The 24901-nt window shown below is 72.4% G+C and carries 24 protein-coding genes; 17 read left to right on the top strand and 7 right to left on the bottom strand.

Annotated features, from left to right (window positions below; genetic code table 11):
- The first annotated feature begins 31 nt into the window (after positions 1-31).
- The 8 genes from ACWCXC_RS19620 (at position 32) to ACWCXC_RS19655 (ending at position 9531) form a co-directional block, all read left to right on the top strand.
- Positions 32-997 (top strand): ATP-binding cassette domain-containing protein, encoded by a 966-nt coding sequence (locus ACWCXC_RS19620; protein WP_450890059.1) that lies wholly within the window; start codon positions 32-34, stop codon positions 995-997.
- The gene (locus ACWCXC_RS19625; RefSeq protein ID WP_450890060.1) at positions 994-1770 is read left to right on the top strand and encodes an ABC transporter permease; all 777 of its coding nucleotides are present in this window, start codon (positions 994-996) and stop codon (positions 1768-1770) included. The genes ACWCXC_RS19620 and ACWCXC_RS19625 overlap by 4 nt, the downstream gene beginning before the upstream one ends.
- A 253-nt stretch (positions 1771-2023) precedes the next feature.
- On the top strand, positions 2024-2977 hold the full coding sequence (locus ACWCXC_RS19630) for an LLM class F420-dependent oxidoreductase (RefSeq protein ID WP_450686110.1): 954 nt from the start codon (positions 2024-2026) through the stop codon (positions 2975-2977).
- Positions 2978-3053: 76 nt separating this feature from the next.
- Positions 3054-3839, top strand: a complete 786-nt coding sequence (locus ACWCXC_RS19635; RefSeq protein ID WP_450686109.1) for an SDR family NAD(P)-dependent oxidoreductase — start codon at positions 3054-3056, stop codon at positions 3837-3839.
- Between the two features lie 124 nt (positions 3840-3963).
- On the top strand, positions 3964-5085 hold the full coding sequence (locus ACWCXC_RS19640) for an LLM class flavin-dependent oxidoreductase (RefSeq protein WP_450686108.1): 1122 nt from the start codon (positions 3964-3966) through the stop codon (positions 5083-5085).
- 342 nt (positions 5086-5427) lie between these two features.
- A complete protein-coding gene (locus ACWCXC_RS19645; protein WP_450890061.1) occupies positions 5428-7167 on the top strand; it encodes an N-acyl-D-amino-acid deacylase family protein in 1740 nt (579 codons plus the stop codon).
- Entirely contained in the window at positions 7164-8627 is a 1464-nt protein-coding gene (locus ACWCXC_RS19650; RefSeq protein WP_450681594.1) for an aldehyde dehydrogenase family protein, read from the top strand. The genes ACWCXC_RS19645 and ACWCXC_RS19650 overlap by 4 nt, the downstream gene beginning before the upstream one ends.
- 154 nt (positions 8628-8781) lie before the next feature.
- Entirely contained in the window at positions 8782-9531 is a 750-nt protein-coding gene (locus ACWCXC_RS19655) for a hypothetical protein (protein WP_450890062.1), read from the top strand.
- 129 nt (positions 9532-9660) lie between these two features.
- On the opposite strand, the gene ACWCXC_RS19660 is transcribed toward ACWCXC_RS19655, so the two are convergent.
- Positions 9661-10566, bottom strand: coding sequence for a LysR family transcriptional regulator (locus ACWCXC_RS19660; RefSeq protein WP_450890063.1), 906 nt, complete (start codon positions 10564-10566; stop codon positions 9661-9663).
- A 134-nt stretch (positions 10567-10700) separates the two neighbouring features.
- Here ACWCXC_RS19660 and rarD point away from each other — a divergent pair, with 134 nt between their 5' ends.
- From rarD to ACWCXC_RS19675, 3 genes are all read left to right on the top strand, one after another.
- Positions 10701-11633 (top strand): EamA family transporter RarD, encoded by a 933-nt coding sequence (gene rarD, locus ACWCXC_RS19665; RefSeq protein WP_450890064.1) that lies wholly within the window; start codon positions 10701-10703, stop codon positions 11631-11633.
- A gap of 184 nt (positions 11634-11817) precedes the next feature.
- On the top strand, positions 11818-13254 hold the full coding sequence (locus tag ACWCXC_RS19670; RefSeq protein ID WP_450890065.1) for an MFS transporter: 1437 nt from the start codon (positions 11818-11820) through the stop codon (positions 13252-13254).
- A gap of 35 nt (positions 13255-13289) precedes the next feature.
- Positions 13290-13781 (top strand): carboxymuconolactone decarboxylase family protein, encoded by a 492-nt coding sequence (locus ACWCXC_RS19675; protein ID WP_450681598.1) that lies wholly within the window; start codon positions 13290-13292, stop codon positions 13779-13781.
- A gap of 40 nt (positions 13782-13821) precedes the next feature.
- Here the strand turns inward: ACWCXC_RS19675 and ACWCXC_RS19680 are convergent, their stop codons facing one another.
- Positions 13822-15357 (bottom strand): CehA/McbA family metallohydrolase, encoded by a 1536-nt coding sequence (locus tag ACWCXC_RS19680; protein WP_450890066.1) that lies wholly within the window; start codon positions 15355-15357, stop codon positions 13822-13824.
- Between the two features lie 300 nt (positions 15358-15657).
- Here ACWCXC_RS19680 and ACWCXC_RS19685 point away from each other — a divergent pair, with 300 nt between their 5' ends.
- Together ACWCXC_RS19685 and ACWCXC_RS19690 are read left to right on the top strand one after the other, a co-directional pair.
- Complete coding sequence (locus ACWCXC_RS19685) at positions 15658-16776, top strand: serine hydrolase domain-containing protein (protein WP_450890067.1); 1119 nt, start codon at positions 15658-15660, stop codon at positions 16774-16776.
- A gap of 85 nt (positions 16777-16861) precedes the next feature.
- Positions 16862-17704 carry a hypothetical protein gene (locus ACWCXC_RS19690; protein WP_450890068.1) on the top strand — a complete coding sequence of 281 codons (843 nt, stop codon included), beginning with the start codon at positions 16862-16864 and terminating at the stop codon, positions 17702-17704.
- Positions 17705-17783: 79 nt separating this feature from the next.
- Here ACWCXC_RS19690 and ACWCXC_RS19695 read toward each other — a convergent pair whose 3' ends face one another.
- Positions 17784-18032, bottom strand: coding sequence for a hypothetical protein (locus ACWCXC_RS19695; protein ID WP_450681602.1), 249 nt, complete (start codon positions 18030-18032; stop codon positions 17784-17786).
- A gap of 99 nt (positions 18033-18131) precedes the next feature.
- On the opposite strand from ACWCXC_RS19695, the gene ACWCXC_RS19700 reads away from it, so the two are divergent.
- Positions 18132-18977 carry an LLM class F420-dependent oxidoreductase gene (locus tag ACWCXC_RS19700; RefSeq protein WP_450890069.1) on the top strand — a complete coding sequence of 282 codons (846 nt, stop codon included), beginning with the start codon at positions 18132-18134 and terminating at the stop codon, positions 18975-18977.
- A 43-nt stretch (positions 18978-19020) separates the two neighbouring features.
- Here ACWCXC_RS19700 and ACWCXC_RS19705 read toward each other — a convergent pair whose 3' ends face one another.
- Complete coding sequence (locus ACWCXC_RS19705; RefSeq protein ID WP_450890070.1) at positions 19021-20508, bottom strand: hypothetical protein; 1488 nt, start codon at positions 20506-20508, stop codon at positions 19021-19023.
- Between the two features lie 124 nt (positions 20509-20632).
- On the opposite strand from ACWCXC_RS19705, the gene ACWCXC_RS19710 reads away from it, so the two are divergent.
- A complete protein-coding gene (locus ACWCXC_RS19710; RefSeq protein WP_450681605.1) occupies positions 20633-21019 on the top strand; it encodes a type II toxin-antitoxin system RelE/ParE family toxin in 387 nt (128 codons plus the stop codon).
- On the top strand, positions 21016-21330 hold the full coding sequence (locus ACWCXC_RS19715; protein ID WP_450681606.1) for a helix-turn-helix domain-containing protein: 315 nt from the start codon (positions 21016-21018) through the stop codon (positions 21328-21330). Before ACWCXC_RS19710 ends, ACWCXC_RS19715 begins: the two co-directional genes overlap by 4 nt.
- A gap of 21 nt (positions 21331-21351) precedes the next feature.
- On the opposite strand, the gene ACWCXC_RS19720 is transcribed toward ACWCXC_RS19715, so the two are convergent.
- From ACWCXC_RS19720 to ACWCXC_RS19730, 3 genes are all read right to left on the bottom strand, one after another.
- Positions 21352-21858 (bottom strand): cupin domain-containing protein, encoded by a 507-nt coding sequence (locus ACWCXC_RS19720; protein ID WP_450890071.1) that lies wholly within the window; start codon positions 21856-21858, stop codon positions 21352-21354.
- Between the two features lie 142 nt (positions 21859-22000).
- Complete coding sequence (locus tag ACWCXC_RS19725; RefSeq protein ID WP_450890072.1) at positions 22001-22369, bottom strand: DUF4267 domain-containing protein; 369 nt, start codon at positions 22367-22369, stop codon at positions 22001-22003.
- Between the two features lie 101 nt (positions 22370-22470).
- Entirely contained in the window at positions 22471-23517 is a 1047-nt protein-coding gene (locus tag ACWCXC_RS19730; RefSeq protein ID WP_450890073.1) for a hypothetical protein, read from the bottom strand.
- Positions 23518-23929: 412 nt separating this feature from the next.
- On the opposite strand from ACWCXC_RS19730, the gene ACWCXC_RS19735 reads away from it, so the two are divergent.
- Complete coding sequence (locus ACWCXC_RS19735; protein ID WP_450890074.1) at positions 23930-24892, top strand: erythromycin esterase family protein; 963 nt, start codon at positions 23930-23932, stop codon at positions 24890-24892.
- Positions 24893-24901 lie beyond the last annotated feature (9 nt).

A 24901-nucleotide genomic window follows, 5' to 3' on the forward strand; every position in this document is an offset into this window, starting at 1 on the left:
GGAACCCAGAACTCGCGAAGGAGCGATTCCCGTGACGAACACCGCCATCGCCGCGCACGGTCTGCGCAAGTCCTACGGCGACAAGACCGTCCTCGACGGCATCGACCTGACGGTCCCCGAAGGCACGGTCTTCGCGCTGCTGGGGCCGAACGGTGCGGGCAAGACGACGGCCGTGAAGATCCTCTCCACGCTGGTGCGGCCGGACGCCGGGTCCGGGCCGGTCCGGATCGGCGGCCACGATCTGGCCACCGACGCCCAATCCGCCCGCGCCACCATCGGCGTCACCGGCCAGTTCTCCGCCGTCGACGGACTGATCACCGGCGAGGAGAACATGCTCCTGATGGCCGACCTCCACCACCTGCCCAAGAACGAAGGCCGCCGCGTCACCACCGAACTCCTGGACCGCTTCGACCTCACCGACGCCGCGAAGAAACCCGCCTCCACCTACTCAGGCGGCATGAAACGACGCCTCGACATCGCCATGACCCTCGTCGGCGACCCCCGCATCATCTTCCTCGACGAACCCACCACCGGCCTCGACCCCCGCTCCCGCCACACCATGTGGGGCATCATCCGCGACCTCGTCACCACCGGCGTCACCGTCTTCCTCACCACCCAGTACCTCGAAGAAGCCGACCAGCTCGCCGACCGCATCGCCGTCCTCAACAACGGCACCATCGCCGCCCACGGCACCCCCGACGAGCTGAAGCGCCTCGTCCCCGGCGGACACGTCAAACTCCGCTTCACCGACCCCACCGCCTACCGCACCGCCACCACCCAACTCCCCGACGCCACCCCCCACGACGACACCCTCGCCCTCACCCTCCCCAGCGACGGCAGCCAACGCACCCTGCGCACCATCCTCGACCGCCTCGACACCGCAGGCATCGACGCCGACGAACTCACCGTCCACACCCCCGACCTCGACGACGTCTTCTTCGCCCTCACCACCCACAACAACACCGCACCCGCCGCCGCCAAGGAGACCGTCCGATGAGCACCCTCACCCTCGCCGTCCGCGACTCGACCACCATGCTCCGACGCAACCTCCTCCACGCCCGCCGCTACCCCTCCCTCACCCTCAACCTCCTCCTCACCCCGATCATGCTGCTCCTCCTCTTCGTCTACATCTTCGGAGACACCATGAGCGGTGGGGCGGGCCGCGACGCGTACATCGCGTACCTCGTGCCGGGCATCCTGCTCATGACCATCGGGTCCACCACCATCGGCACGGCGGTCTCGGTCTCCACCGACATGAGCGAAGGGATCATCGCCCGCTTCCGGACCATGGCCATCCACCGCAGCTCGATCCTCTTCGGCCATGTGGTCGGCAGCGTCATCCGGACCCTGCTCAGCCTGGTGCTCGTCGGGGCCGTGGGGGTGGCGATGGGCTTCCGCTCGACGGACGCCACCGTCCTGGAGTGGCTCGCCGCCTTCGGGCTGCTGGCCCTCTTCACCCTCGCCTTCACCTGGATCGCCGTGGGCATGGGGCTGGGCAGCCCGAACGCGGAGGCGGCGAGCAACAGCGCCATGCCGCTGATCCTGCTCCCGCTGATCTCCAGCGCCTTCGTCCCGCTGGACTCCATGCCCGGCTGGTTCCGGCCGATCGCCGAATACCAGCCCTTCACCCCCGCCATCGAGACCCTGCGCGGACTGCTCCTCGGCACCGAGATCGGCAACAACGGCTGGATCGCCCTGGGCTGGTGCCTGCTCCTCACGGTGCTCGGTCACCGCTGGTCCCGCGCCCAGTTCGACAGGGAGGCCGCGTAATCGCCGTGCGGGCGCGGGACCGTCCCGCGCACCGCCGCACCGCCCCCGGGGCGGCGTGCACCGACTCCGTGTCGGACGCACGCCGCCCCTTCGGCGTACCGGGGCCGGTCCGCCCCGGCCGGTTGGCCCGTGCCCCTTGTCTGATGCGGCGTCAGGCATGACGATGGCCCCGCGCGGCGTCAGGTGACGGTGCGTCAGAAATGGCGTCGGGTGCGGCGTCAGCCGCGGCGTCACTCAGGGAAGGAGGCCGACGGTGCCGATATCGACCGCCGGACCGCTGTCGTACGGGATGCAGCTCCCGATCCAGTCGCAGAGCGCCATCTACGCGGAGCCCTGGGAGGCCGGGGCCACCCCCGCCGACCTGGTCGAGATCGCCCGCACCGCCGACCGGGCGGGGTTCACGTATCTCGCGAGCTGTGACCACGTCGCCATTCCGCGCCGGCTCGCGGAGGGCATGAGCACCGTCTGGTACGACCCGGTGGCCACGCTGGGCTTTCTGGCCGGGGTCACCGAACGCGTGCTGCTGATGAGCCATGTCGCGGTCGTCGGACTGCGCCATCCGCTGGCCACCGCCAAGCAGTACGCCACGCTCGACCACCTCAGCGGCGGCCGGCTGGTCCTCGGAGTGGGGGCCGGTCATGTGCGCGAGGAGTTCGAGGCGCTGGGCGCGGACTTCGAGGGGCGCGGGGCGGTGCTGGACGAGACGATCGACGCGCTGCGGGCCGCGCTCGGGCCCGAGGAGTACCCGGAGTTCGCGGGGGAGCGGTTCTCGTTCGCCGGGCTGGGGCAGCGCCCCCGTCCGGCGCAGGAGCGGGTGCCGGTCTGGGTGGGCGGCTCCTCGCCCGCCGCCGTGCGCCGGGCGGCCGTGCGTGGCGACGGCTGGCTGCCGCAGGGGGACCCCCGGGCCAAGCTGCCGGAGCAGATCGCCCGGCTGCACGCCCTGCGCGAGGCGGCGGGCGTGAGCGAGCCGATCGTGGTCGGTGCCATCACCGAACCGCTGTACGTGGGGGAGCCGGAGTGGTCCGTGGGGCGGCGCACGCTCAGCGGGAAGCCGGAGGCCCTGGCGGAGTCGCTGCGGGAGTACGCCGCGATGGGCGTGCACCAGATCCAGGTGCGGTTCCGCAGCCGCTCGCTCCATGAACTGACCGATCAGATGGCGGCGTTCGCCGCCGATGTCGCACCGCACCTCGACGGCCCGGACGAGTAGCGGCCCCCGACGAGTAACAGCCCCGACGAGTAGCGACCCCGACGAGTAACGGCCCCACACAGGCAGGGAGACGACCATGGGAAAGCTGGACGGACGGACCGTGCTGATCACCGGCGCGGCGCGCGGGCAGGGCGAGCAGGAGGCCCGGCTCTTCGCCGCCGAGGGGGCCCGGGTGGTGATCGCGGACGTGCTCGACGAGCAGGGCGCGGCCCTGGCCAAGGAGCTGGGCGAGGACATCGCGCTCTTCACGCACCTGGACGTGAGCCGTGAGGAGGACTGGCAGGCCGCCGTGGCCGCCGCCAAGGACGCCTTCGGGCGGATCGACGGGCTGGTCAACAACGCGGGCATCCTGCGCTTCAACGAGCTGGTGTCCACCCCGCTGGAGGAGTTCCAGCAGATCGTGCAGGTCAACCAGGTGGGGGCGTTCCTGGGGATCCGGACGGTGGCCCCGGAGATCGAGGCGGCCGGCGGAGGGACGATCGTCAACACCTCCTCGTACACCGGGCTCACCGGCATGGCCGGCGTCGGGGCGTACGCCGCGAGCAAGCACGCGGTGCTGGGGCTGACCCGGGTGGCGGCGGTGGAGCTGGCCGGGAAGCGGATCCGGGTCAACGCCCTGTGCCCCGGGGCGGTGGACACCGCGATGACCAATCCGGCGGCGTTGGACCCGGGCGCGGACCCGGAGGCGACGAAGGAGGCCGTGGACGCGCTCTACCGGAAGCTGGTGCCGCTCGGGCGGATCGGCAGGCCGGAGGAGGTGGCGGCCCTCGCGCTCTTCCTGACCTCGGAGGACTCCTCGTACATCACCGGGCAGCCGTTCGTCATCGACGGCGGCTGGCTGGCCGGGGTCAGCCTGTTCTGACCGGGACCACGACCGCCGCTAGCTGACGAGGCGTCAGGTATTGACGGGTCGGGGTCGCGGTGGAACAGTCGGACGCATCACAATCTGACGGTGTGTCAGAAACAATTGAGGACGGTGAACCCCCTTGGAATTCGGGCTCTTTGTACAGGGGTACGTGCCCGCCGCGCGGGCCAAGGCCGACCCCGGGGCAGAGCACAAGGCGCTGATCGAGGAGACCGAGTACGTCATCCAGGCGGACAAGTCCGGCTTCAAGTACGCCTGGGCCTCCGAGCACCACTTCCTGGAGGAGTACTCGCACCTCTCGGCCAACGACGTGTACCTGGGCTATCTCGCACACGCCACCGACCGCATCCACCTCGGATCGGGGATCTTCAACCCGCTGGCACCCGTCAACCACCCGGTGAAGGTGGCCGAGAAGGTCGCCATGCTCGACCACCTCTCCGAGGGGCGCTTCGAGTTCGGCTCCGGACGCGGCGCGGGCAGCCACGAGATCCTGGGGTTCATGCCGGGCATCACCGACATGAACCACACCAAGGAGCTCTGGGAGGAGACCATCGCGGAGTTCCCCAAGATGTGGCTCCAGGACGAGTACGCCGGCTTCCAGGGCAAGCACTGGTCGCTGCCTCCCCGCAAGGTCCTTCCCAAGCCGTACGGGAAGTCGCACCCGGCCATGTGGTACGCGGCCGGCTCGCCCGCCTCGTACGCCATGGCGGGCAGCAAGGGGCTCGGCGTGCTGGGCTTCAGCGTGCAGAAGGTCTCCGACATGGAGTGGGTCGTCGAGTCCTACAAGAACGCGGTCAAGGACGCCGTACCGGTCGGTGACTTCGTCAACGACAACGTCATGGTCACCTCCACGGCCATCTGCGCCGAGACCCACAAGAAGGCCGTGGAGATCGCGGTCGGCGGCGGGCTGAACTACCTCCAGTCGCTGCTCTTCCGCTACCACGACACCTTCCCCCGGCCCGAGGGCATCCCCGAGTGGCCGGAGCTGCTGCCGGAGTACTCCGAGGAGATCATCGAGCTGCTGATCGCCGAGGAGCTGATGATCTGCGGCGACCCGGACGAGGTGCTGACCCAGTGCCGCCGCTGGGACCGGGCCGGGGCCGACCAGCTGAGCTTCGGCATGCCGATCGGGATCAGCCGCGAGGACACGCTCAACTCGATCCGGCTGATCGGTGAGCACGTGATCCCGAAGATCGACACGGACCCCGTGCACCGCACGACGCGGTTCCGCGAGTCGGCGTAGGGCGTGTGCCGGGGGCCTAGGGCCTTTCGTTCGGATCATGCTGGGCTCGCGGGGTGTGGCACGCGTGTCTGCGGCGTTGTCGTCGGTTGCCAACGCTCCGCGTTGACGCCCTCCTCCGCCTTGCAGCCCCACGCACCACACCCCGCTCCCTGATCCAGCCTGATCCGAACGAAAGGCCCTAGCCCCCGGACCCCGGCTCCTCGAACGCCGGAGGGGCTTGGTTGTACCCCCCGCACGGGCGGCGTCTTCCCGGACCGCCGCCTCACGAGCCGGGGTGCGTGCCGCGGCCGTACGCACCCCGGCGCACACGCGTGCTTCGACCCCCGAGAAGGGAACCCCGTCATGCTCGACCACCTCATCCGCGGAGCGACCGTCGTGGACGGCACCGGCGGCCCCTCCTACCGGGCGGACGTCGGCATCCGGGAGGGCAGGATCGCCGTCGTCGCCGAACCCGGCACCGTCTCCGAGGAGGCGGCCACCTCCGAGGACGCCACCGGGCTCGTCCTCGCCCCCGGTTTCGTCGACCCGCACACGCACTACGACGCCCAGCTCTTCTGGGACCCCTACGCCACCCCGTCGATGAACCACGGCGTCACCACCGTCGCGGGCGGCAACTGCGGCTTCACGCTCGCTCCCCTGCACCCCGACCGCCCCGAGGACGCCGACTACACCCGGCGCATGATGGCCCGGGTGGAGGGCATGGCCCTCACGGCGCTGGAGGAGGGCGTGGACTGGACCTGGTCGAGCTTCCGCGAGTACCTGGACGCCCTGGAGGGCCGGATCGCGGTCAACGCGGGCTTCATGGTCGGGCACTGCGCGCTGCGCCGCCATGTGATGGGCGCGGACGCGGTGGGCGGACAGCCCACGAAGGCCCAGATGGACGCGATGCTCGCCCTGCTCCACGACGCGATGGACGCCGGGGCCTGGGGCCTGTCCACCACCCAGTCCTCCACCCACGCCGACGGCGACGGCCGGCCCGTCGCCTCCCGGCACGCGCTGCCGGAGGAACTCCTCGCCCTGTCCCGCGCGGTCGGGGAGCACGAGGGCACCCAGATCGAGGCGATCGTCGCGGGCTGCCTCGACCAGTTCTCCGACGAGGAGATCGACCTCTTCGTCGACATGACCGCCGCCGCCGGACGCCCCCTCAACTGGAACGTGCTGACCATCGACGCGGCCGTCCCCGAACGCGTCCCGCGCCAGCTGGTCCCCAGCGAACGCGCCCGCCGCGCGGGCGGCCGGATCGTCGCGCTCACCATGCCGATCCTCACCCCGATGAACATGTCGCTCGGCACCTTCTGCGCCCTCAACCTGATCCCGGGCTGGGGCGACGTCCTCGCCCTGCCCGTCCCCGAGCGCATCGCGCGGCTCCGCGACCCGGACGTCCGCGCGGAGATGCTGCGCCGCGCCGACAGCAAGGAGGCGGGCGTCTTCCGCCGGCTGGCCGACTTCGGCCGATACGTCATCGGGGACACCTACAGCGCCGCCAACGAGGGCCTGAGCGGCCGGGTGGTGCGCGACATCGCCGCCGAACGCGGCCAGGACCCCTTCCACTGCCTGGTCGAGATCTGCGCCGCCGACGAACTGCGCACCGTGCTCTGGCCGATGCCCACGGACAACGACCCGGACTCCTGGGCCCTGAGGAAGCGCACCTGGGAGCACGAGGACGTGCTGCTCGGTGGCTCCGACGCGGGCGCGCACCTGGACCGGATGTGCGGCGCCCCCTACACCACGCGCTTCCTCGGCGACTGCCTGCGCGGACGCCGGCTCGTCCCGCTGGAGCGGGCGGTGCGGATGCTGACCGACGACCCGGCCCGGCTGTTCGGGCTGCGGGACCGGGGGCGGGTGGAGGAGGGCTACCACGCGGACTTGGTGCTCTTCGACCCCGAACGCATCGACGCCGGGCCCGCCCGGCTCGTCCACGACCTGCCGGGCGACAGCCCCCGGCTGGACTCCAAGGCACTGGGCATCGTCTCGGTCCGCGTCAACGGCGTCGAGACGCTGCGCGACGACAAGGTGACCGGCGCGGTCCCCGGGACCGTGCTGCGCTCCGGCCGCGACACCAGGACGGTGAGCACCCTGTGACGACCTCACCCCAACGCCTCTTCATCGGCGGCGAGTGGACCGAACCGGCCGCCGGCCACTACGAGGTGGTCAACCCGGCCACCGAGGAGATCGTCGGCCTCGCCCCCGAGGCGAGCCGCGCCCAGGTGCACGAGGCGGCGGCCGCGGCCCGTACCGCCTTCGCCTCCTGGTCGCGCACCCGCCCCGAGGAGCGCGCCGCGATCCTCGACCGGGCCGCCGACCTGATGCACCGGGACTTCGCGGCGCACGCGGAGCTGGCCCAGGCGGAGAGCGGCGCCACCACGGGCACCGCCCGGGGCATGCAGGTCGCGGTGGGCGCGGCCCGCTTCCGGCGGTACGCGAAGGGGGCCCTGGAACCGGTCGAGGAGGCGGTCGCGCCGCAGATCAACGAGGCCGGTCCGATGGGCCGGGCCGGGATCTTCGGCGCCCTGGCCGTCCGCCGCCCGGTCGGCGTGGTCACCTGCATCACCTCGTACAACAACCCCTGGGCCAATCCGGCGGGCAAGATCGCCCCGGCGCTGGCGATGGGCAACACCGTCGTGGTGAAGCCCGCCCCGCAGGACCCGCTCTCCGTCTACCGGATGGCCGAGGCGCTGGCCGAGGCGGGCGTCCCGGCCGGGGTCGTCAACGTCGTCAGCGGCGCCGCCCCGGACGTGGGCGAGGCGGCCGTCGACTCACCGGACGTCGACATGGTCAGCTTCACCGGCTCCACGGCGGTCGGACAGCGCATCGCCGAGGTCTGCGGCCGGGCCATGAAGCGGCAGCTGATGGAGCTGGGCGGCAAGGGCGCCGCGGTCGTGCTCGACGACGCCGATCTCGACGCGGCGGTGGCGGGGATCGGGACGACGTTCTCGTTCTACAGCGGACAGATCTGTACGGCTCCGACCCGCGTCCTGGTCCACCGGTCGGTGCACGACGCGCTGATCGCCAAACTGGCCGCGTACGCGGGCTATTTGACGGTCGGGGACCCCACGGCGAAGGGCACGGTCGTCGGCCCGGTCATCTCCGCCGCCCACCGCGACCGCGTTGAGGCGTACGTGGAGCTGGGCCGCAAGGAGGGGGCCCGGGTGGTCACCGGCGGCGAGCGCCCGGAGCCCACCGGGCGCGGCTTCTACGTCGCGCCGACGCTGCTGGCCGACTGCACCAACGACATGCGGGTGGTGCGGGAGGAGATCTTCGGACCGGTCGTGGTGGTGGTCCCCTTCGACGACGAGGAGGAGGCCGTCGCGCTCGCCAACGACAGCGACTACGGGCTGATCGACTACGTGTGGTCGGGCGATGTGGCCCGGGCCTTCCGCGTCGCGGGCCGGCTGCGCGCGGGCGGCGTCGGCGTCAACACCATCGGCCGCAACATGGAGGCCCCGTTCGGCGGGTTCAAGCGCAGCGGGGTGGGCCGCGACGTCGGCTCGTACGCCCTGCACGCCTACAGCGAACTCCAGGCGATCGTCTGGCCGGGCTGACCTTCCCGGACCGGGGCGGGCGCGGGCGGTGCCCGCCAATCAGACGCCCCGGTACTTCAGTTGACTGAATAGAGGCCTTGCCGGGGTTGGTCGCCGTACTTACGCTTCATCTCCACGTCCTGGGTACTGAGCACCGAGGCGGAAGGCCGTCGCTGTGAACCTCGTTACTCTGTTTCCCTTCCTCCTCATCGGGCTTTTTCTTCTTCCCGCCGTCTCCTCCCGGATCCGACGCCGAACGGCGGCGGTCCTCGTCGAGCGTGAGGACGCCTTCCTGGCCGCGTTGCCAACCCCTTCCGTCGAATCAGCTGACATGAACGCGCTGGCACTCGAAGCCCTGGATCAGCTGTGCACGCGCAGCAACAGCATCCCGGGCGCCTCCGCGGACATGCAGGACTACTTCGGGGCGCGCGGCTGGAACGCCGCGGACATCCACCACATCATGGGCCGGCTCGCCAGTCTGGATTTCGCCCACCAAGTGGTGGGCGCCGCACACCCCTTCGGTCCCTACCGGTACTGGACCACGCAGAGCGGAGTGAAGGAGAACATGGCGAACTTCGGCCGAAAGGCTAATGCGCCGCACATCAACATCAACCAGAAGACCGGCCGCGGTGACAACCACCTCAACGCGTCCTTCGGCTCCGGGTCCGCCTCGCTCAACCAGTCCCACCAGCGCCATGTGCATCAGGAGCTGGCGCAGAGGCTCCGCGAAGAGTCCGCCGACGCGCCCCCGCTGATCGCGGACGCCGCCCAGAGCTATGCGCAGATCCTGGAAGCGGCACTGGCGACCGGGGACACCGAAGCCCGCGATGAATCGGTGGGCCGCATTCAGCGGTTTCTGCAGGCGGTGGGCAGCGGGTTTCAAGCCAGCCAGCAGTTGCTCTCTCTTCTCGGGCTGCCGGACTAAGAGGTCGTTACTTACGGTGGCTCCTGGGGCCACCGGCCATGCGGTCCGGCCACGAACGCCCCCCTGGGAGCCGTACGCCGTGCCCCGTGGGATACCACTCCGGCGGCCGACGTTCGGGCGGAGGCGGGATCAGCACTGCTGGTGCAGGGCTTCGAGGTAGGCGTGGAGCGCTGGTGAGGTGGGGGACTGCCGGCGTGTCACGGCGTAGAGCCGTCGGGTCAGGGTGGTGCCGGCGATGTCGCGGATGGCCAGGCGCGGGTCTGCCGCCGGCAGGGTCAGGTCGGGCAGCAGGGTCACCGCGCCTGCGTGGCGGACGAGTTCGAGCTGGACGTCGGCATCGTTGGAACGGTGCCGGAGGTCGGGGTCGAATCCTCCGTGCGCCCGGCAGGTTCCGATGACCATCGCGTGATGGCCGGTACCGCTGCTTGAGGAAGCCCATACCTCGTGGCGCAGCAGGGAAAGAGGGACGGGCCCGGGTCGGGCGGCGAGTGGATGCCCCGCCGGCAGCACCACGCGTGTGCCTTCGCGCAGGAGCAGGTGGTGGTCCACGCCGTCGGGGCGCGGGCGAGGATGGCCCTCGTACTCGTCGCTGATGACCAGGTCGACGGTGCCCAGGCGCAGCTCGGGCAGGGCCACTTCGAGTTCGAGTTCGGTGATCTCCACCTCGACGCGTGGGTGCACGCGTGCCATCTCCACCAGCGCGGGGATGAGCAGCCGCCGGGCCGCCGATTGCAGACCCACGGCTCGGATCCTTCCGCGGACTTCCTGGGTCAGGCCCGCCAGTTCGGTCTCGGCGTCCTGGGCCACGCTCAGGAGGACGGTGGCGTGACGGGCGAGCACCTTTCCGGCCTCGGTGAGCCGGACCCCTCGTCCGGCCGGCTCGACCAGGCGGGCACCGGCTTCCCGCTCCAGTACCGCCAGCTGCTGGGAGACCGCCGAGGGGCTGTAGCCGATCGCGGCGGCCACGGCGGCGAGGGTCCCCCGTTCGGCGAGCTCGCGAAGCATCCGCAGGCGGCGGAGATCAGACAGGACCATCCACAGATCCTAATGAATCAGGTCCATTATTCATCGCTGGTCCTTAGCGGCGAAGTGGGGAACGCTGGAGGTCGCCGCCCGCCGCTCCCAGGGCGTCCCACCCTCCCCGCCTCTCCCGGAAAGTACTGACGCTCATGAACGCGCGCACCCCGTCCCCGGCCTCCGGGATCTTCTCCTCGGTCGGAGCGTCGGTCCTCTTCGGGATCATTTTCATGATCCCTCCGCACCTTCTGCCGTTGGATCCCGAGCAGATCCTGGGATACCGGATCATCGCGATGGTCGCTCTCCTGGCCGCCTTCTTCTGCGTGGCGCGGACGTGGGACCAGGCCGCGGCGCTGGCCGGCCGCCTGCGCGCCACGCCGTATCTGGCCGGCGTCCTGGTCGTGGACGCCGCTCTCCTGGGGCTGCAACTGTGGCTCTTCGGGTGGGCGCCCAGGAGCGGGCACGGCCTCGATCTCTCTCTGGGCTATCTCATCCTGCCGCTGGTCATGGTGATGGTCAGCGTCGGGCTCTACCGCGAGAAGCTCTCCCGCCGGCGGATCGCGGCCGTGCTCTGCGCCGCAGCGGGAGTCGCGGCGGCCGTCGTCCTCGCCGACGGGCTGCGCTGGCCCACCCTGCTCGTTGCCCTCGGGCTACCGCTCTACTTCGTCAGCCGACGCGCCTTCGCTCTGGACTCGGCCGCGGCCCAGCTCTTCGAGCTCGGTGCGATGCTCCCCTTCTCGGTCTTCGTCCTGGCGGCCAAGCCGTCGCTCGGCACAGTCGTCCACCGTCCGCGACTGATCGCCGGACTTGTCCTGCTCGGGCTTCTCAGCGCCGCCGGCTTCGCGCTGTACCTGACCGCCGGCCGTGTCCTGCCGTTCTCCCTGTTCGGGGTGCTCAGCTATGTCGAGCCGGTGCTGCTGGTGCTCGTTTCCCTGACGTTCCTGGGCGAGCCCTGGCGGCCGGCCGACACGTTCGTCTACCTCCCGATCTGCGCGGGACTCGTTCTTCTCGCGCTCGAATCGGCGGCAAAGGAACCCGCAGCGCGGAAGCGGCCCGTGCCTCGGGCCGCCGGCGCCCGCCCGTGACCCAGGCCGGACCGCCGCCGGACGGGCCGACGGCCGGGTCAACGGAGCCCCCACGCACGCACACCGACATCTATCTCGACATCAAGCATCTTGCCATCAAGTCTCTTGACATCGAGAATAACTCGGGAGAGGCTTCCGGAGTTCCTTGATCTCTTGACGTCGAGATGCATTCCGGGGGTGGGCGGTGCGCCACGCGAAGGGCAGCGGTACGGCCGCAGCCGGGGCCGAACGCGGCGGGCTGCTCGCCCAGTTGCGCCGGCCGCCCGGCGGCCGGAACGCGCGGACCATGCTGCTCGCGCTGGCCGTGGACCGGACCGGATCCGGACTGTGGGCCGCCTCCTCGGTCCTCTACTTCACCTTCGTCACCCGGCTGAGCCCCGGGCAGATCGGCGTGTTGCTGGGCGCGGCCGGAGTGGCGGGCATCGCCGGATCGCCGCTGGCCGGACGGCTGGCGGGCCGCTTCCCGGTCCGCGCGCTGCTGATCGCCTGCCATCTGCTGCGGCTGCTGACCCTGGTCCTGGTGCTCACCTGTACGGGGTTCGGGGCGCTGCTGCCCGTCGTCGCGGTCACCTCTCTGGGCGACAGGGCCGCCAAGACCCTGGAGATGCTGTTCGCGACCCGCGCGGCGGGCGAACGCCGGGCCGCCTACCAGGCGTTGTCCCGCAGCGCGGCCAACGCCGGCTACGGCGTGGGGGCCGGGCTCGCCGCCATCGGCCTGGCCGTGGGCACCCCCGGCGCCTACCGCGCGATGATCCTCGCCAACGCCGCGTCCTTCGTCGTCGCCGCCCTGCTGGTCCGCCGGACGCGGGAGCCCGACGGCACACCCGCCGCCGCGATCGCCGCCGCCCCTCCACCGGCCTCCGCCCCGCACGAGGACGCCCCCCCTCCGTCGGCCCCCGCCCCGCACGCTTCGGCCGCGCGGCCCAAAAGCCCCTGGCGGGACCGCCGTTACCTCCGCTTCGTCCTGCTCGACATCCCGATGAACCTCGACGACTCGGTCCTCGGCGTCGGCCTCCCCCTCTGGCTGGTGAGCAGCACCGCCGCACCCCACGCCCTCGTCCCGGCCGTCCTCGTCATCAACACCGTGCTCGTCGTGACGCTCCAGCTCACCGTCTCCCGCCGCACGGAGGGCCCGCGCCGGGTGCTCGACTCCCTTTCCCTCTACGGCGTCCTCATGGCCGCCTGCTGCGCGCTGATCGCCGCGGCCGTGCGGTGCGGGACGTGGGCGGCGGCCGTCGTCCTGCTCGCGGCGGCGGTGCTCGTCACCCTCGCGGAGCTGATGCGCTCGGTCACCTCGTGGGAGCTGGCCGTCCTGCTCGCCCCCGACGACGCGCGCGCCGCGTATCTGGGCGTCGCCGGCATGTCCCAGGCCATCCAGAAGTCCGCGGGGCCGCCGCTGCTGACCGGGGTCGTGATGGCGGCGGGCCCGGCGGGCTGGCTGGCGCTCGGTGCGGCCGTCGCGGCCGTGGCCGCCGTGCAGCGGCGCTGCTGCGCCCGGCACCTGCGTACGCGGGAGGCCACCGGCCCTCACCGGACGGTCCCGGCCGCCCGCTCGGAGCCGTACGGAAGAAGTTCCACCGGTCCCGTCACACACGCCCCACGCGATCCGTCGACGCAGTGACCGACACCCACGGACCGCGAAGGACACCCACCGTCATGACCCAGCAGGACACCCGCACTCCCCGCTTCACCGACCCGACCGCCCTGGTTCCCGAACTGGGCGAGGTGGGACCGGCGTTGTTCCGCGCCACCGGCAACGGCACCCTCCCGCGCACCACGATCGGCCTGGTCCAGCTCCGGGCCGGCCAGCTCGTCGGCAACACCTATCTGACCGTGCTGCACACCGGGAACCTCCGCCGGGCGGGGGAGAGCGAGGAGCGCATCACCGCCGTGGCCACCTGGCACGACGCCCCGTACTTCACCCCCGCCGAACGCGCTGCCCTGGCCCTCGTGGAGGCCGTCCACACCCCGAACCCGGCCGGGGAGCGCGTCCCCGACGCGCTGTACGCGGAGGCCGCCGCGCACTACGACGAGAAGGCGCTCGCCACCCTCGCCACGGCCATCGGCCAGGTCGGCTTCTTCACCGCCCTCGCGCTCATCGGCAGGCCGCTGCCCGGCGTCGCCCCCGCCGAGCAGTGGCGGAAGTGACGTCCGGTTTCGCGGACCGGGGCGGTCGGCCCGGTCCGCCTCAGCCCTCCAGGAACACCGGGTTGGTGAGGGCGGCCAGAGCACCGGGCAACCCCGGGACCGTGGCGGAGTGGCGGATCTCGGCGCGGACGTAGGCGGCGCAGGCGGGGGTCGTGGTCCATACGGCGGTCACGTCCCTCGCATCCGGGACGGCGGTGGTGAACAGGGTCCCCTGGTCGGTGACGAAGCGGACCGTGCAGCCGGGCACGCCGCTCGCCTCCAGCCGCACCGAGACCGGCGTGGCGTCCCCCGCCACCCGCAGCCGCTCCCCGATCCCGGCGTGCTGCCCGCGCCCGCCGGAGACGCCGAAGGACAGCGACACGGCCGAGGACTCCGCGAGATAGGACCGCCCGGCCCGGATGCCCGCCACGATCGCCTCGCGCGACAACGCGTCCGCCAGGACGACGGTCTGCGGGGAGCCGACCGGCTCCGGCTCCCGGTGCGCGTCGCTGTTGCCCACCGCCGGAACCCACCGGGAACCCGAACGCACCGACGCCACCAGGGCGTTGTCCCACTCGGCGAGCGCGATCTCGTCCTCCGGGGTGTACGCCCCGTTCCACACCTCCACCGCGTCGGCCTCGCCGAACCCGAACTTCCAGTGGCAGCCGATGCAGGTGGCGTGCGGATGGGCGGGCACGACCAGGCCGCCGGCCCGCCGCACGGCCCTGGCGTAGTGGGCGAAGCGGTTGTCCCGGGCGCGGTAGCGCCAGTCGATCCAGGTGCCCGGGTCCGTGGCGACCGCCAGCACGTGCCCGTTGCGGGTGGTGATCTCCTCGCCCGTCAGCACGAGCAGGTCGTCGCCCCACAGCCCGTCCCACGCACGGTGCGCCGACGAGGTGTTGTGCTCGCTGCTGTTGACGAAGTCCAGCCCGGCGGCCCGCGCGGCGGCGGCGATCTCGGCCGGGGTCCGCTTCCCGTCCGAGTGGACGGAGTGCAGATGGCAGTCGCCCCGGTACCAGGCCCGCCCCCGCCCCCTGGCCCGCTCCGGCGGATGGACCGGCGCGGGCGTCGTCCCCGCCGGCCCGAAGCGCAGCGTCACCGTCACCTCGTAGGCCAGCCCCTGCGGCGCGACCGTGTACGGCCCCAGCGCGATGTGCCAGGTCCCGGCCCGCACCGGCCCCGCGAGATAGCCGGGCGTCGCCTCGTCGGCCCGGATGAAGAAGCCGCTCCGCGCCCCGCCGGACCACCCCCGGAACCCGTCCCCGCCCAGCGCCGTCCCGCGCTCGTCGAAGATCCCGATGTCCAGCGCGTTGCCCTGCGTCCCCGCCGGAACGGCCGGCTTCTCGTACGCGTACGAGACCGCGATCTCCGCGACCCCGCGCGGCACCTCCACCGGCAGGTACACATAGTCCGGCGACCCGGGCGGCAGCACCCCGCGCACGGTCCGGGTCCGGGTCCCGCTCTCCGGTGCGCCGGAGGCGTCCGGTCCGGCGGCGTCGGCGAAGCTCACGCTCCCCAACGTTAGGGTGCTCGCCGCCGTCGACACGAGCAGGCCGCGCCTGGCGATCGGGCGGTGTGCGGGACGCGGTGCGGACATGCGGGGCTCCCGGGACGTCGTGGACCGGAGGTGGCGGTCCGGCTGCGTGGTCCTTGGTCACGGACACCGTGGCGCGGCCCCGTGAACGGGGCGTGAACGGCGGTGGTGCGCCACTGATCGGCGGTGAAGCAGGGCGAGTTGGGAGGCGTTCCCCAGGCGGGGGGTGGGGCGTTCCCCCGGCCGGCAACGGTGACGGGCCCCATCGTCCCGCCCCGCCCGTTCCGGCAGGCTCGGTGCACACGGAAACGGGGGCCGTCCCCGTCCCGCCCGTCGGGCGGACCACCGAGAGACGAGGCAGCGATGAGACGCACGAACCGGGCCCTGGTGACCCTGGCCACGGCCCTGGCGGTGGTCGCGGTCCCCGCCGCCGCCTCCGCGGCGCCCCGGCCCGCCCCGCACGACGCCGCCCTGCGGGAACGCCTCGCCGCCGTCGTCTCCTCCGGTGCCGTGGGCGCCCTCGCGGAGGTCCGGGACGGGCGGCGCGTCTGGCGCGGCACCGCCGGGACGGCCGAACGGGACACGACCCGGCCGGTCCCGGTCGACGGCCGGTTCCGGATGGGCAGCATCACCAAGACGTTCCTCGCCACCGTCGTCCTGCAACTCGCCGCCGAGGACCGGCTGGGCCTGGACGACAGCGTCGAACGGTGGCTGCCCGGCACCGTCCCCGGCGGCGACCGCATCACCCTGCGCCACCTCCTCAACCACACCAGCGGCCTGTACGACTACAAGCGCACGCTGACGATGCCGCCCTCGCCCGCCTTCCTCGACGACCGGCTGCGCACCTGGACCGCGTCCGAACTGGTGGGCAGGGCCGTGGCCCAGCCGCCGACGTCCACGACCCCGGGCACGGCGTACGCGTACTCCAACACCGACTACGTGCTCCTCGGGCAGATCGTCGAGCAGGCCACCGGCCGCTCCTACGCCGACGAGATCACGGACCGGATCATCCGGCCGCTCGGCCTGCACTCCACCTCGGTGCCCGGGACGTCCCCGCGCATCCCCGGACCGCACCCGCACGGCTACGTCCCGGTCGTGGACGACGACGGCATGCGGCTCGTCGACTACACGGAGATGAACCCGTCCCTGATGGGCGCGAGCGGCGAGATGATCTCGACCACCCACGACCTCAACCGGTTCGTCTCGGCCCTGCTCGGCGGCCGGCTGCTCCCGGACCACCTCCTCGACGAGATGCGGACACCGGGCCTGGAGCACGGGTCGTACGGGCTGGGCCTGACCTGGCGCACCACCGCCTGCGGCACCCCGGTCTACGGCAACGACGGCGACGCCCTCGCCTATCAGACCTGGTCGTTCACCACGCGCGACGGCCGCCGCACGGCCACGGTCGCGCTCACCCCGGACTTCCGGGGCGACGCGGACGACGCCGTCGACGCCTTCCTGGACCGGGCCTTCTGCGGATGACCCCGTGAGGGCGGCCGGAACGCGCCTTCTACGCTGTGCCGACGCGTCCGCGCCGCCGACCGGCGCGGAGCGAGGAGGAGGGGACATGCGAAGACACGCGGTGTGGGGGGCGACGGCCGTCTCGGTGGTCATGGCCGTGCTCGGGGCGTCGACGGCGCACGCCGAGGGGGAGGGCGACATCCGGGTCGTCAAGGGCGTGACGAACGGCGGGAAGAGCGTCGTCGTCGGCATCGACCAGCCGGTGACCTTCCGGTCCACGCTGACGGTCAAGGACGACTCCGGCGTCAAGGGCCTCTCCCGCGCCCAGGCGTTCCACCGGACCTCCACGTCCGGTGCCCCCGTCGAGACGGTCGACATCAGTTGCAAGAAGCTCAGCACCACCACCTCGGCCTGCACGGCGACGATGCGCATCGATCCCGCCTGGTTCCCCTCGTACAACGAGAACCGCAACGCCAATGAGGCGGCCGGGAGTTGGGGCATGTACGGCATCGCCAACGCCAACGACGGCGACTACTGGATCTACGACGGGCTCGCGCCCTTCGCGTTCAAGCGCGCCGCGACCCTGACGGCCTCCGCCGCCCGCGCCTCCCGCTTCGGCACCGGGCGGCAGGTCACCGTGACCGGGGCCCTGGCCAGGGCCGACTGGGAGGCGCTGAAGTACCGGGGGTACGCCGGCCAGGGCCTCAAGCTCCAGTTCAAGAAGGCCGGTTCGTCCTCGTACACCACGGTGAGGACGGTGACGACGAACAGCGCGGGACGGGTCAGCGCGACTGTCACCGCCCCGGGGTCGGGCAGGTGGCGCTGGTTCTACCAGGGAACGTCCACCACGATGCAGGTCGCCTCCCAGGGGGACGAGGTCTTCGTCGGCACGACCGCCCTGCGCTCCACACCGCCACCACCGGTGATCCGTTCCGCGCCCGTGGAATGACGCGGGTGTCCCCGTGCGGCGGCGCCCGCCGCCGTGCGGGGGACGTGGATGCGCGGGGGCCGTGGACGCGCCCGCGTGCTCAGGAGCGCCTGCGCCGGGCGCGGACGGCCAGGGCGAAGGCGATCCCGCCGGCCGCGGCCAGCAGGAAGCCCGCCGCGCCTTCGGCCGTCCACCCGCCCGCGCCCTGCTGGCGCAGCTGGACCGACGACGCGGTCCGGGAGACGGCGGGCACCCGGAGGACGTCCCTGACCGTGACGGGGGCGCCGCCGAGGAGGACGCCGGTGACGAGCAGTGCGGTGAGAACGGTGCCGGTGCGTGTGGGACCCATGGGTGTCCGACCTCCCCCCGTAGCCGCCGAAGGCTCGGCTTTGCGCACCGTACGGCATACGTTTGAGCCGCCACCAGACAACGACGGAGGTGTCCTCGTATGCGGATCGCCACAACGATCTTCCTCACCGATGAAACGATCACACCGGTACGGCTGGCGCGCGAGCTTGAGCAGCGGGGATTCGCCGGGCTCTACCTCCCCGAGCACACCCACATCCCGGTGAGCCGCGACACCCCCTACCCGGCGGGCGGCGAACTGCCCCCGGAGTACGGCAGGACCCTGGACCCGTTCGTCGCCCTGGGCCAGGCGTCCGCCGTCACCGAACGCCTGGCGCTCGGCACGGGCATCACGCTGATCGCCCAGCACGACCCGATCGATCTGGCCAAGCAGATCGCCACCCTGGACCATCTCTCCGGAGGCCGGTTCACCCTCGGCCTCGGCTTCGGCTGGAACGTCGAGGAGGCCGCCGACCACGGCGTCACCTGGACGACCCGCCGCGAACTGGGCCGCGACCGGATGGCCCTGATGCGCGCCCTGTGGGCGGACGAACCGACGGCCTACGAGGGGCGGTTCGGCTCCGTCCGGGCCAGCTTCGCCCACCCGAAGCCGGTCCAGGCCCCGCGCGGCCCGGTCACCGGTCCGCGCACCCTGATCGGCGGCGCTGCCGGCCCCAAGCTCTTCACGCACATCGCGGAGTACGCCGACGGCTGGATGCCCATCGGCGGCCGGGGCCTGTCCGAGGCGGTGCCCCGGCTGACCGCCGTCTGGGAGGACGCGGGCCGCGACCCGAAGGACCTCCAGGTCGTCCCGTACGCCGTCCTGCCGACCCCCGGCAAACTCGCCCACTACGCCGACCTGGGCATCGAGGAGGTCGTCCTCCAACTGCCCCCGGCCGGCGAACCCGAGGTGCTGCGCACCCTGGACGCGTACGCGGCATACCTCTGAGCGGGACGAGGCGGGGCGGGGCGGGTGCGGCCTGTCCGGGAGCCTAGGAACCTTCCTGTACGAGGCGGCGCATCGTCGGGACCGGCAGCGCCGGATTGGCCGCCGCCCGGCCCGCGAGTGCGGTGTCGTCGAGGAGGGCCGCCAGCCGGTCGCCCGGAAGGCGCGGATGCCGGGCGGCGTCGGCGCGGACGAGGGGGTCGGGGTCACGGGTGAGCCGGTCGACGGCCTCCGGCCCCGTCTCGGGATCGAGCAGCGCGAGCCGCCGCAGCGCGGGGTCGGGGTCGTCGGCGTACCGGGCGAGCCCGGCCCGGGGGAAGGCGGCGTGACCCGTCAGATGCCACCGCCCGGGGCCGGTGTACTCCACGAAGCTCCGGAGCAGCAGCGCGGCCGGGGCGTGCGGATGGTTCTGGGCGAGCAGGACGCGTACGCCCGGGTCGGGGTCCTCGGCCAGCAGCGCCACCAGATCGGCGGGCAGGTGCGGCAGCACGGCGGCCCGCCGCCGCAGCAGCGGATGCCCGGACCGGGCGAGGGCGCGGACCCGCTCGGGGCCGGGCAGGGAGGCCGGGTCGTACACCGGGACGTGCTCGTACGCCCCGTCCTGCGGTACGGCGTAGTCGATGGCGGCCCGTTCGGCCTCGGTCAGCGCCGGATGGACGGAGACGGCCAGCCGTACGTCCGGGTCCGGGTCGGTGGCGAGCGCGCGCAGCAGCTCCGGCGCCAGCCCCGGCCGCTCCGCCACGTGCGCACGGACCTCGGGGTCCGGATGGGCGGCGAGGACGGCGACGGTGTCGGCGGGGGTCGTGGCATTGCCGGCCAGCAGCCAGGCGTTCCCGGGCAGGGCCTCGGCGACGACGTCGGGGGCGAGCGCCCCGTACAGCAGCAGATGGGTCCGGGCGTGGCAGCGGTGGGCGGGCAGGTCCTCCCGCACGGCGTCCGGGTCCCGCTGCCGCGCGTCCAGCGCTTCGGCCCGGGCGGCGTCCTCCCGCACCCCCACGTCCGGATCGGCCAGCAGCGCCGCCCGCACCTCCGGCGTCAGGGAGTCCCAGGCCGTGGCCGCCACGCCCATCCTGCGGACGGCCGCCGAGGGATGCGTGGGCATGGCCCGCCGCAGCCCCGGCGAGATCTGCCGCCCGAGCCCGGACACCGTCTCCGCGTCGTACGTCTCGATGATCCGCACCACCGTGTCGTCCGGCAGCGGCCGGGGCGCGCACACCCCCTCGCCCCGTGGCTCCTGCGCCAGGTGCGCCCGCACGAACCACTCCGGGTCATCCACCAGCCGCGCCCGCTGCTCGGGCTCCGCATACGGATTGCGGGCGTAGAAGCTCCGCGTGTACCGGTCCGGATGCACCACGACCGCGTCCACGACCGCCTCCGGCAGCACCCGGTCCCGGCACAACACCATCCGCACCGCGTCCGCCCCCTCCGCGAGCAGGCGCAGCAGCACGTCCACGGGCGCGGCGGGATTCAACGCCAGCCCGGCCAGCCGCCGATCCTCGGGACCGGCGGCGGCCCATATGTCTTCGGGGGTCATGCGGGGGATCGTGCCACGTGACCGCCCGGGTCGGTCGGGTCGGTCGGGGCCGCCGGGCGGGGAGCCTTGACCCAGACTCGCTGTCCCGTAGCCCATAACACCTATGCCATATATCATCAACGTTATGAACGGCGAGCGGTACACCATCGAGATCGAACCCGAGGTGCGCCTCTGGCTGGAGAACATTCCCGCCCACCTCTATGTCACCGTCGAGCAGAAGGTCGACCGACTGGCCCTCAACGCCACCACGCTTGGCGAGCCCTATACGCGCCACCTCGGCGGCAAACTCCGCGAGCTACGCTTCGACCTCGACGGCAACGCCCAGCGCATCACCTACTGGCTCGCGCCCGGACGCCGCATCGTGCTTCTGACCGTGTTCCGCAAGGCCAGGATGCGCGAGACAGCGGAGGTGGAACGTGCCCGTTCCGTCCTGGCCGCCTGCGAGGCCCACCACGTGCCGGCCGCCGAGCACACCGTCTACAGCCGCGACATCAAGGAGGAACCGCGATGAACCACGCCGAGTGGAAGACCGGTCGCCACCGCAAGCTCCTGGGGGAAGCGGCCGAGGACAACCCCGAGTACGACCGCCTCTACGAGGAGGCCGAGCTGGCCCACGACCTGGGGCAGATGGTGTACGACCGGCGCACGGCTCTCGGCCTGTCGCAGACCGAACTCGCCGAACGCTGCGGCATGCGGCAACCCCAGATCTCCCGCATCGAAGGCGGGGGAACCGTCCCCACCATCCCCCTCCTGCGACGCCTCGCCCGCGCTCTCGACGCCGATCTCACGATCAACCTCACCCCTCACGGGAACGCCGCCTGACCGAGTCCCGGGAGAGCCGCATCATGCCTCCCACCGGGCTCGGGCCCCGTCCCACGCCGTGCTGCCCAGGAAGTACGTGTCGTACAGCTCCTGGACCTCCAGCAGGCTGTCCGGGGCGACCTCGCCCAGCGCGATGCGCTTCAGGTGCCGGAAGTACTCGAAGCGTTCGACGCCCGGGGTGATGACGATGAGGATGTCCGCGTCGCTCCCCGGCTCCGCCGCGAAGGCGTGCGCGAGCCCCGGCGGGACGACGACGAGGTCCCCGGGCCCGGCGGTGACGACGTCGTCGCCGGAGAGGAACTGGGCGGCCCCGTCCAGCATGTAGAACATCTCCGCCGAGTTGTCGTGCCGGTGCGGCCGGGCCCCGTCGGCCCCGTTCACGAGCGTGACCCGCTGGGTGGAGAGCGCACCTCCCGTGGAGCTGCTGTCGGCCAGCAGCCGGACGGTGGTCGGGGCGGCGCCGACGACCTCGGCGTCGGTGGAGCGGACGATCACGGACTCGGAGAAGTCGGGAAGGAGGAGGGACATGGATGAACTCCTGGTGCGGAACTTGTTGCGGAAGGAAAGGAAGAGCAGGCGTACGTACGTGGACGGGCGGGGGCCGTACGCGGACCGGCGGGCGTCCGTACGCGGACCGGCGGGAAGCCCGTACCTGGCCGGGCGGCGGCGGTCAGACGGCGAAGAGCAACCCCGCACCGATCAGCACGACGACCGCCGTGGCGAAGTGGATTCCGAACGCGACGGCCCGCGTCCCCCCGTTGCGCAGCACGATCACCGTGTCGCCCAGCGGCACCAGCGCCACGGCCACCATGAACCAGGCACCCGCCTCCGCCCCCGCGAAGGCCAGCAGCGCCAGCCCCATGACGCCGGACACCGCGTCGCGTAACCCCTTGACGGCCAGATAGGCCGCGTCCCCGCCCTCCTTCGCCGCCACCCCGTACCCGGCGGCGGCCGGACCCGGCTGCACCAGGAACCGCACCCCGATGAACAGGACGAACAGGTCCAGCACGACGGCCAGCGTGTAGGCGGTGACGGTCATGGAACGGCTCCCCGGGACGGCTGGGACATGGACCACCAGCCTCGAAGAGTCCGCCCGCCGCGACAAGGACGATCTCCGCAACGCACCGTGAACCCACGGGTTCACGTTGCCCCGCGCGCCGCTTCCTCCCGGCAGTCCCGGCACGACCCGGGCTCGGCCGCCCTGAAGGCCCGTTCGCACCCGTCGCAGTTCTGCATCGGCACCACCGCACGCGTCCGCTTCGGAACGAACCCCGGGGCCCCGCCGCCCGACCCGGCGGGCAGCGGACTCGGCAGCAGCGCCGTCAGCCGGTGCCGCACCAGCTTCCCCGGATACCGCACCGGCACCGGAAGGTCACTCGTCAACGCCCTCCGCACGTCCTGCCCCGAAGCCTCCCGCTCGAACCACGCCACCACGGCGGGCGCCAGCGAGGCGATGTCCCCCTCCGTCAAGGTGAGTTGAGGAACATCCCGCCGAAGACCCGCCAGCAGCGCGCCAGCGGCTTCGAGGAGCGGGGTCGAGGGGTCGGAGGGCTGGGGGAGCGGCCGGGCGGTGGGCGCGGAAGGAGACGGAGTCGGCCGCGAAGGCCGCTCCAGCCGCGTCGGTGGGGCCGGGGGTGTGGGCGGCGTCGGCGGTGTCGCCGGTGTCGTGACGATCGGAGGGGGCGGCGGTACGGGCGCGGGCAGCGATACGGATACGGGCGCGGGCACGGATACGGCCGCCGGCGCGGATGCGGGCACGGACACGGGCCGCGCCGCGCGCCGGGTCCGGGCCTTCTCCCGGGCGGCCGGGTCGTGCGCGCTCCCGGCACCGGCACCCGACCGGCCCCCGGGGTGGTTGTAGGACACCGTCCGCGTGAACACCCGCCCGTCAGGCCTCCGTTCACGCGTACGCCGCAGATACCCGTGCCGCTCAAGCTCGCGCAGTGCCCCCGCGATGCGGTGCTCGCTGTCGGCGGGCAGCCGCGCGGCGAGCGCCTTGATGCCGATCTTCGCCCCGGGCGGCAGCGACTGGATGTGGAGCGCGAGCCCCCGGGCGGCGAGCGAGAGGTCGGGGTGCTGACTGAGGTGGTTGCCCACGACGGTGAAGCGCTCGGTATGACGAACGTTGACGTGCTCGACACCGGATGGTGGAGCGTAGGAGGCCGCGATAGCCTGCGAGACAGCCATCAGGAAGGGGACCTTCTTCCGAGGTGGTCAGGCCCCCGCCTGGGATTGTGTTCCCGGTGGGGGCCGTCGTGCTGCTGGAGCTTGTTGGCGTGAGCATATGCCCCGCGACCAGCCCAAAATCCAGCCCGGACCGCCGAGTTCACCCGCCCGGGTGACGGCTCCCGCAGGGTGGGTTGGTTGGGTAGGAGTTCTCTTCCAGAAGCCTTGAAAAGCCTTTACGTCGCGGCCCACCGCGACGCGGTTCCCCGCGTCGTGGCGCACCGGATCGTGGGTACCCGCGACCCGGTGCGCCGGGACGCGGCTCAGCCCTGACGTGCGTACGCGACGAACGCGGACCGGGCGTCCGGGGTGACCCGGACCTGGATATCGGCCCCTTGACCTCAACTTCGGTTCAGGTCGGACGATCTGGTCCATGCAGACAGCGACGGAATGGATCAGGCGGAACTCCCACACGCTTGTCGCGGGGAAGCCGGACGGGCCCTTGGACGATCTGCGCGCGCTCGCCCCACTGGTGCGCGACGCCAAGATCGTGGCGCTGGGGGCCGCGACCCGGCAGACCCGCGAACTGTCGGAGGTGGCGCACCGCGTGGTGCGCCTGCTGGTGGAGGAGGGGTTCCGGAGTGTGGCCCTGGAAGGCGACGATCCCGGCAGGCTCGGCCTGGAGACGTACATCGCCACCGGCCAGGGAGACCCGGGCGCCATGCTGGCAGGGGCGCGGGCCTTCTGGCGGACGGCGGAAATCCTCGAACTCGTCCGGTGGATACGGTCGTACAACGAGCGCCACCCGGACGACCCGGTACGTTTCGCACGGCAGCCGGCCGAACCGGTGCACCACACCACCCGACTCAGCGGCCTGGCGGAAGCGGAACGCGCACTCGCTGACGGTGCGACCTGGTGGCAGCGGCACTCAGGAGACAAGGTCGTCTACTGGGGCGGCATGGCCCACACCGCCGTCGGCGCCCCGCGAACCGTGTCCGTGTCTCCCGCCGAACCCCCGCAAACGCACCAGAACATGGGCGGATACCTGCGTGAGCACTTCGGCCCGGCCTTTCGCTCCATCGGCCTCACCGTGTCGCACGGTTCCATCGGCCAGCCGTTGCCGACACCGGGCCCGGCCTTCGTGGACAGCGCCCTGGGCGAGGCCGCCGGAAACAGGCCGGCCTACCTCCTGGACCTGACCCTTCCCCGCCCCGAACCGGTCCGCCGTGTCCTGGACACCCCGACTCGCACCCGCCTGATCGGCCCGGTCTACGACCCGCGGCACGACGAGTCCCACCACATGTCGGGCGGCGCCCTCACGGCATGGTTCGACGCCATCATCCACACCCAGGAGGTCACACCGTCCCGACCCCTGCGCGCGCCCGCCGAGGGATAGGGCCCTACC

This window comes from Streptomyces sp. NPDC001515, assembly GCF_053597115.1.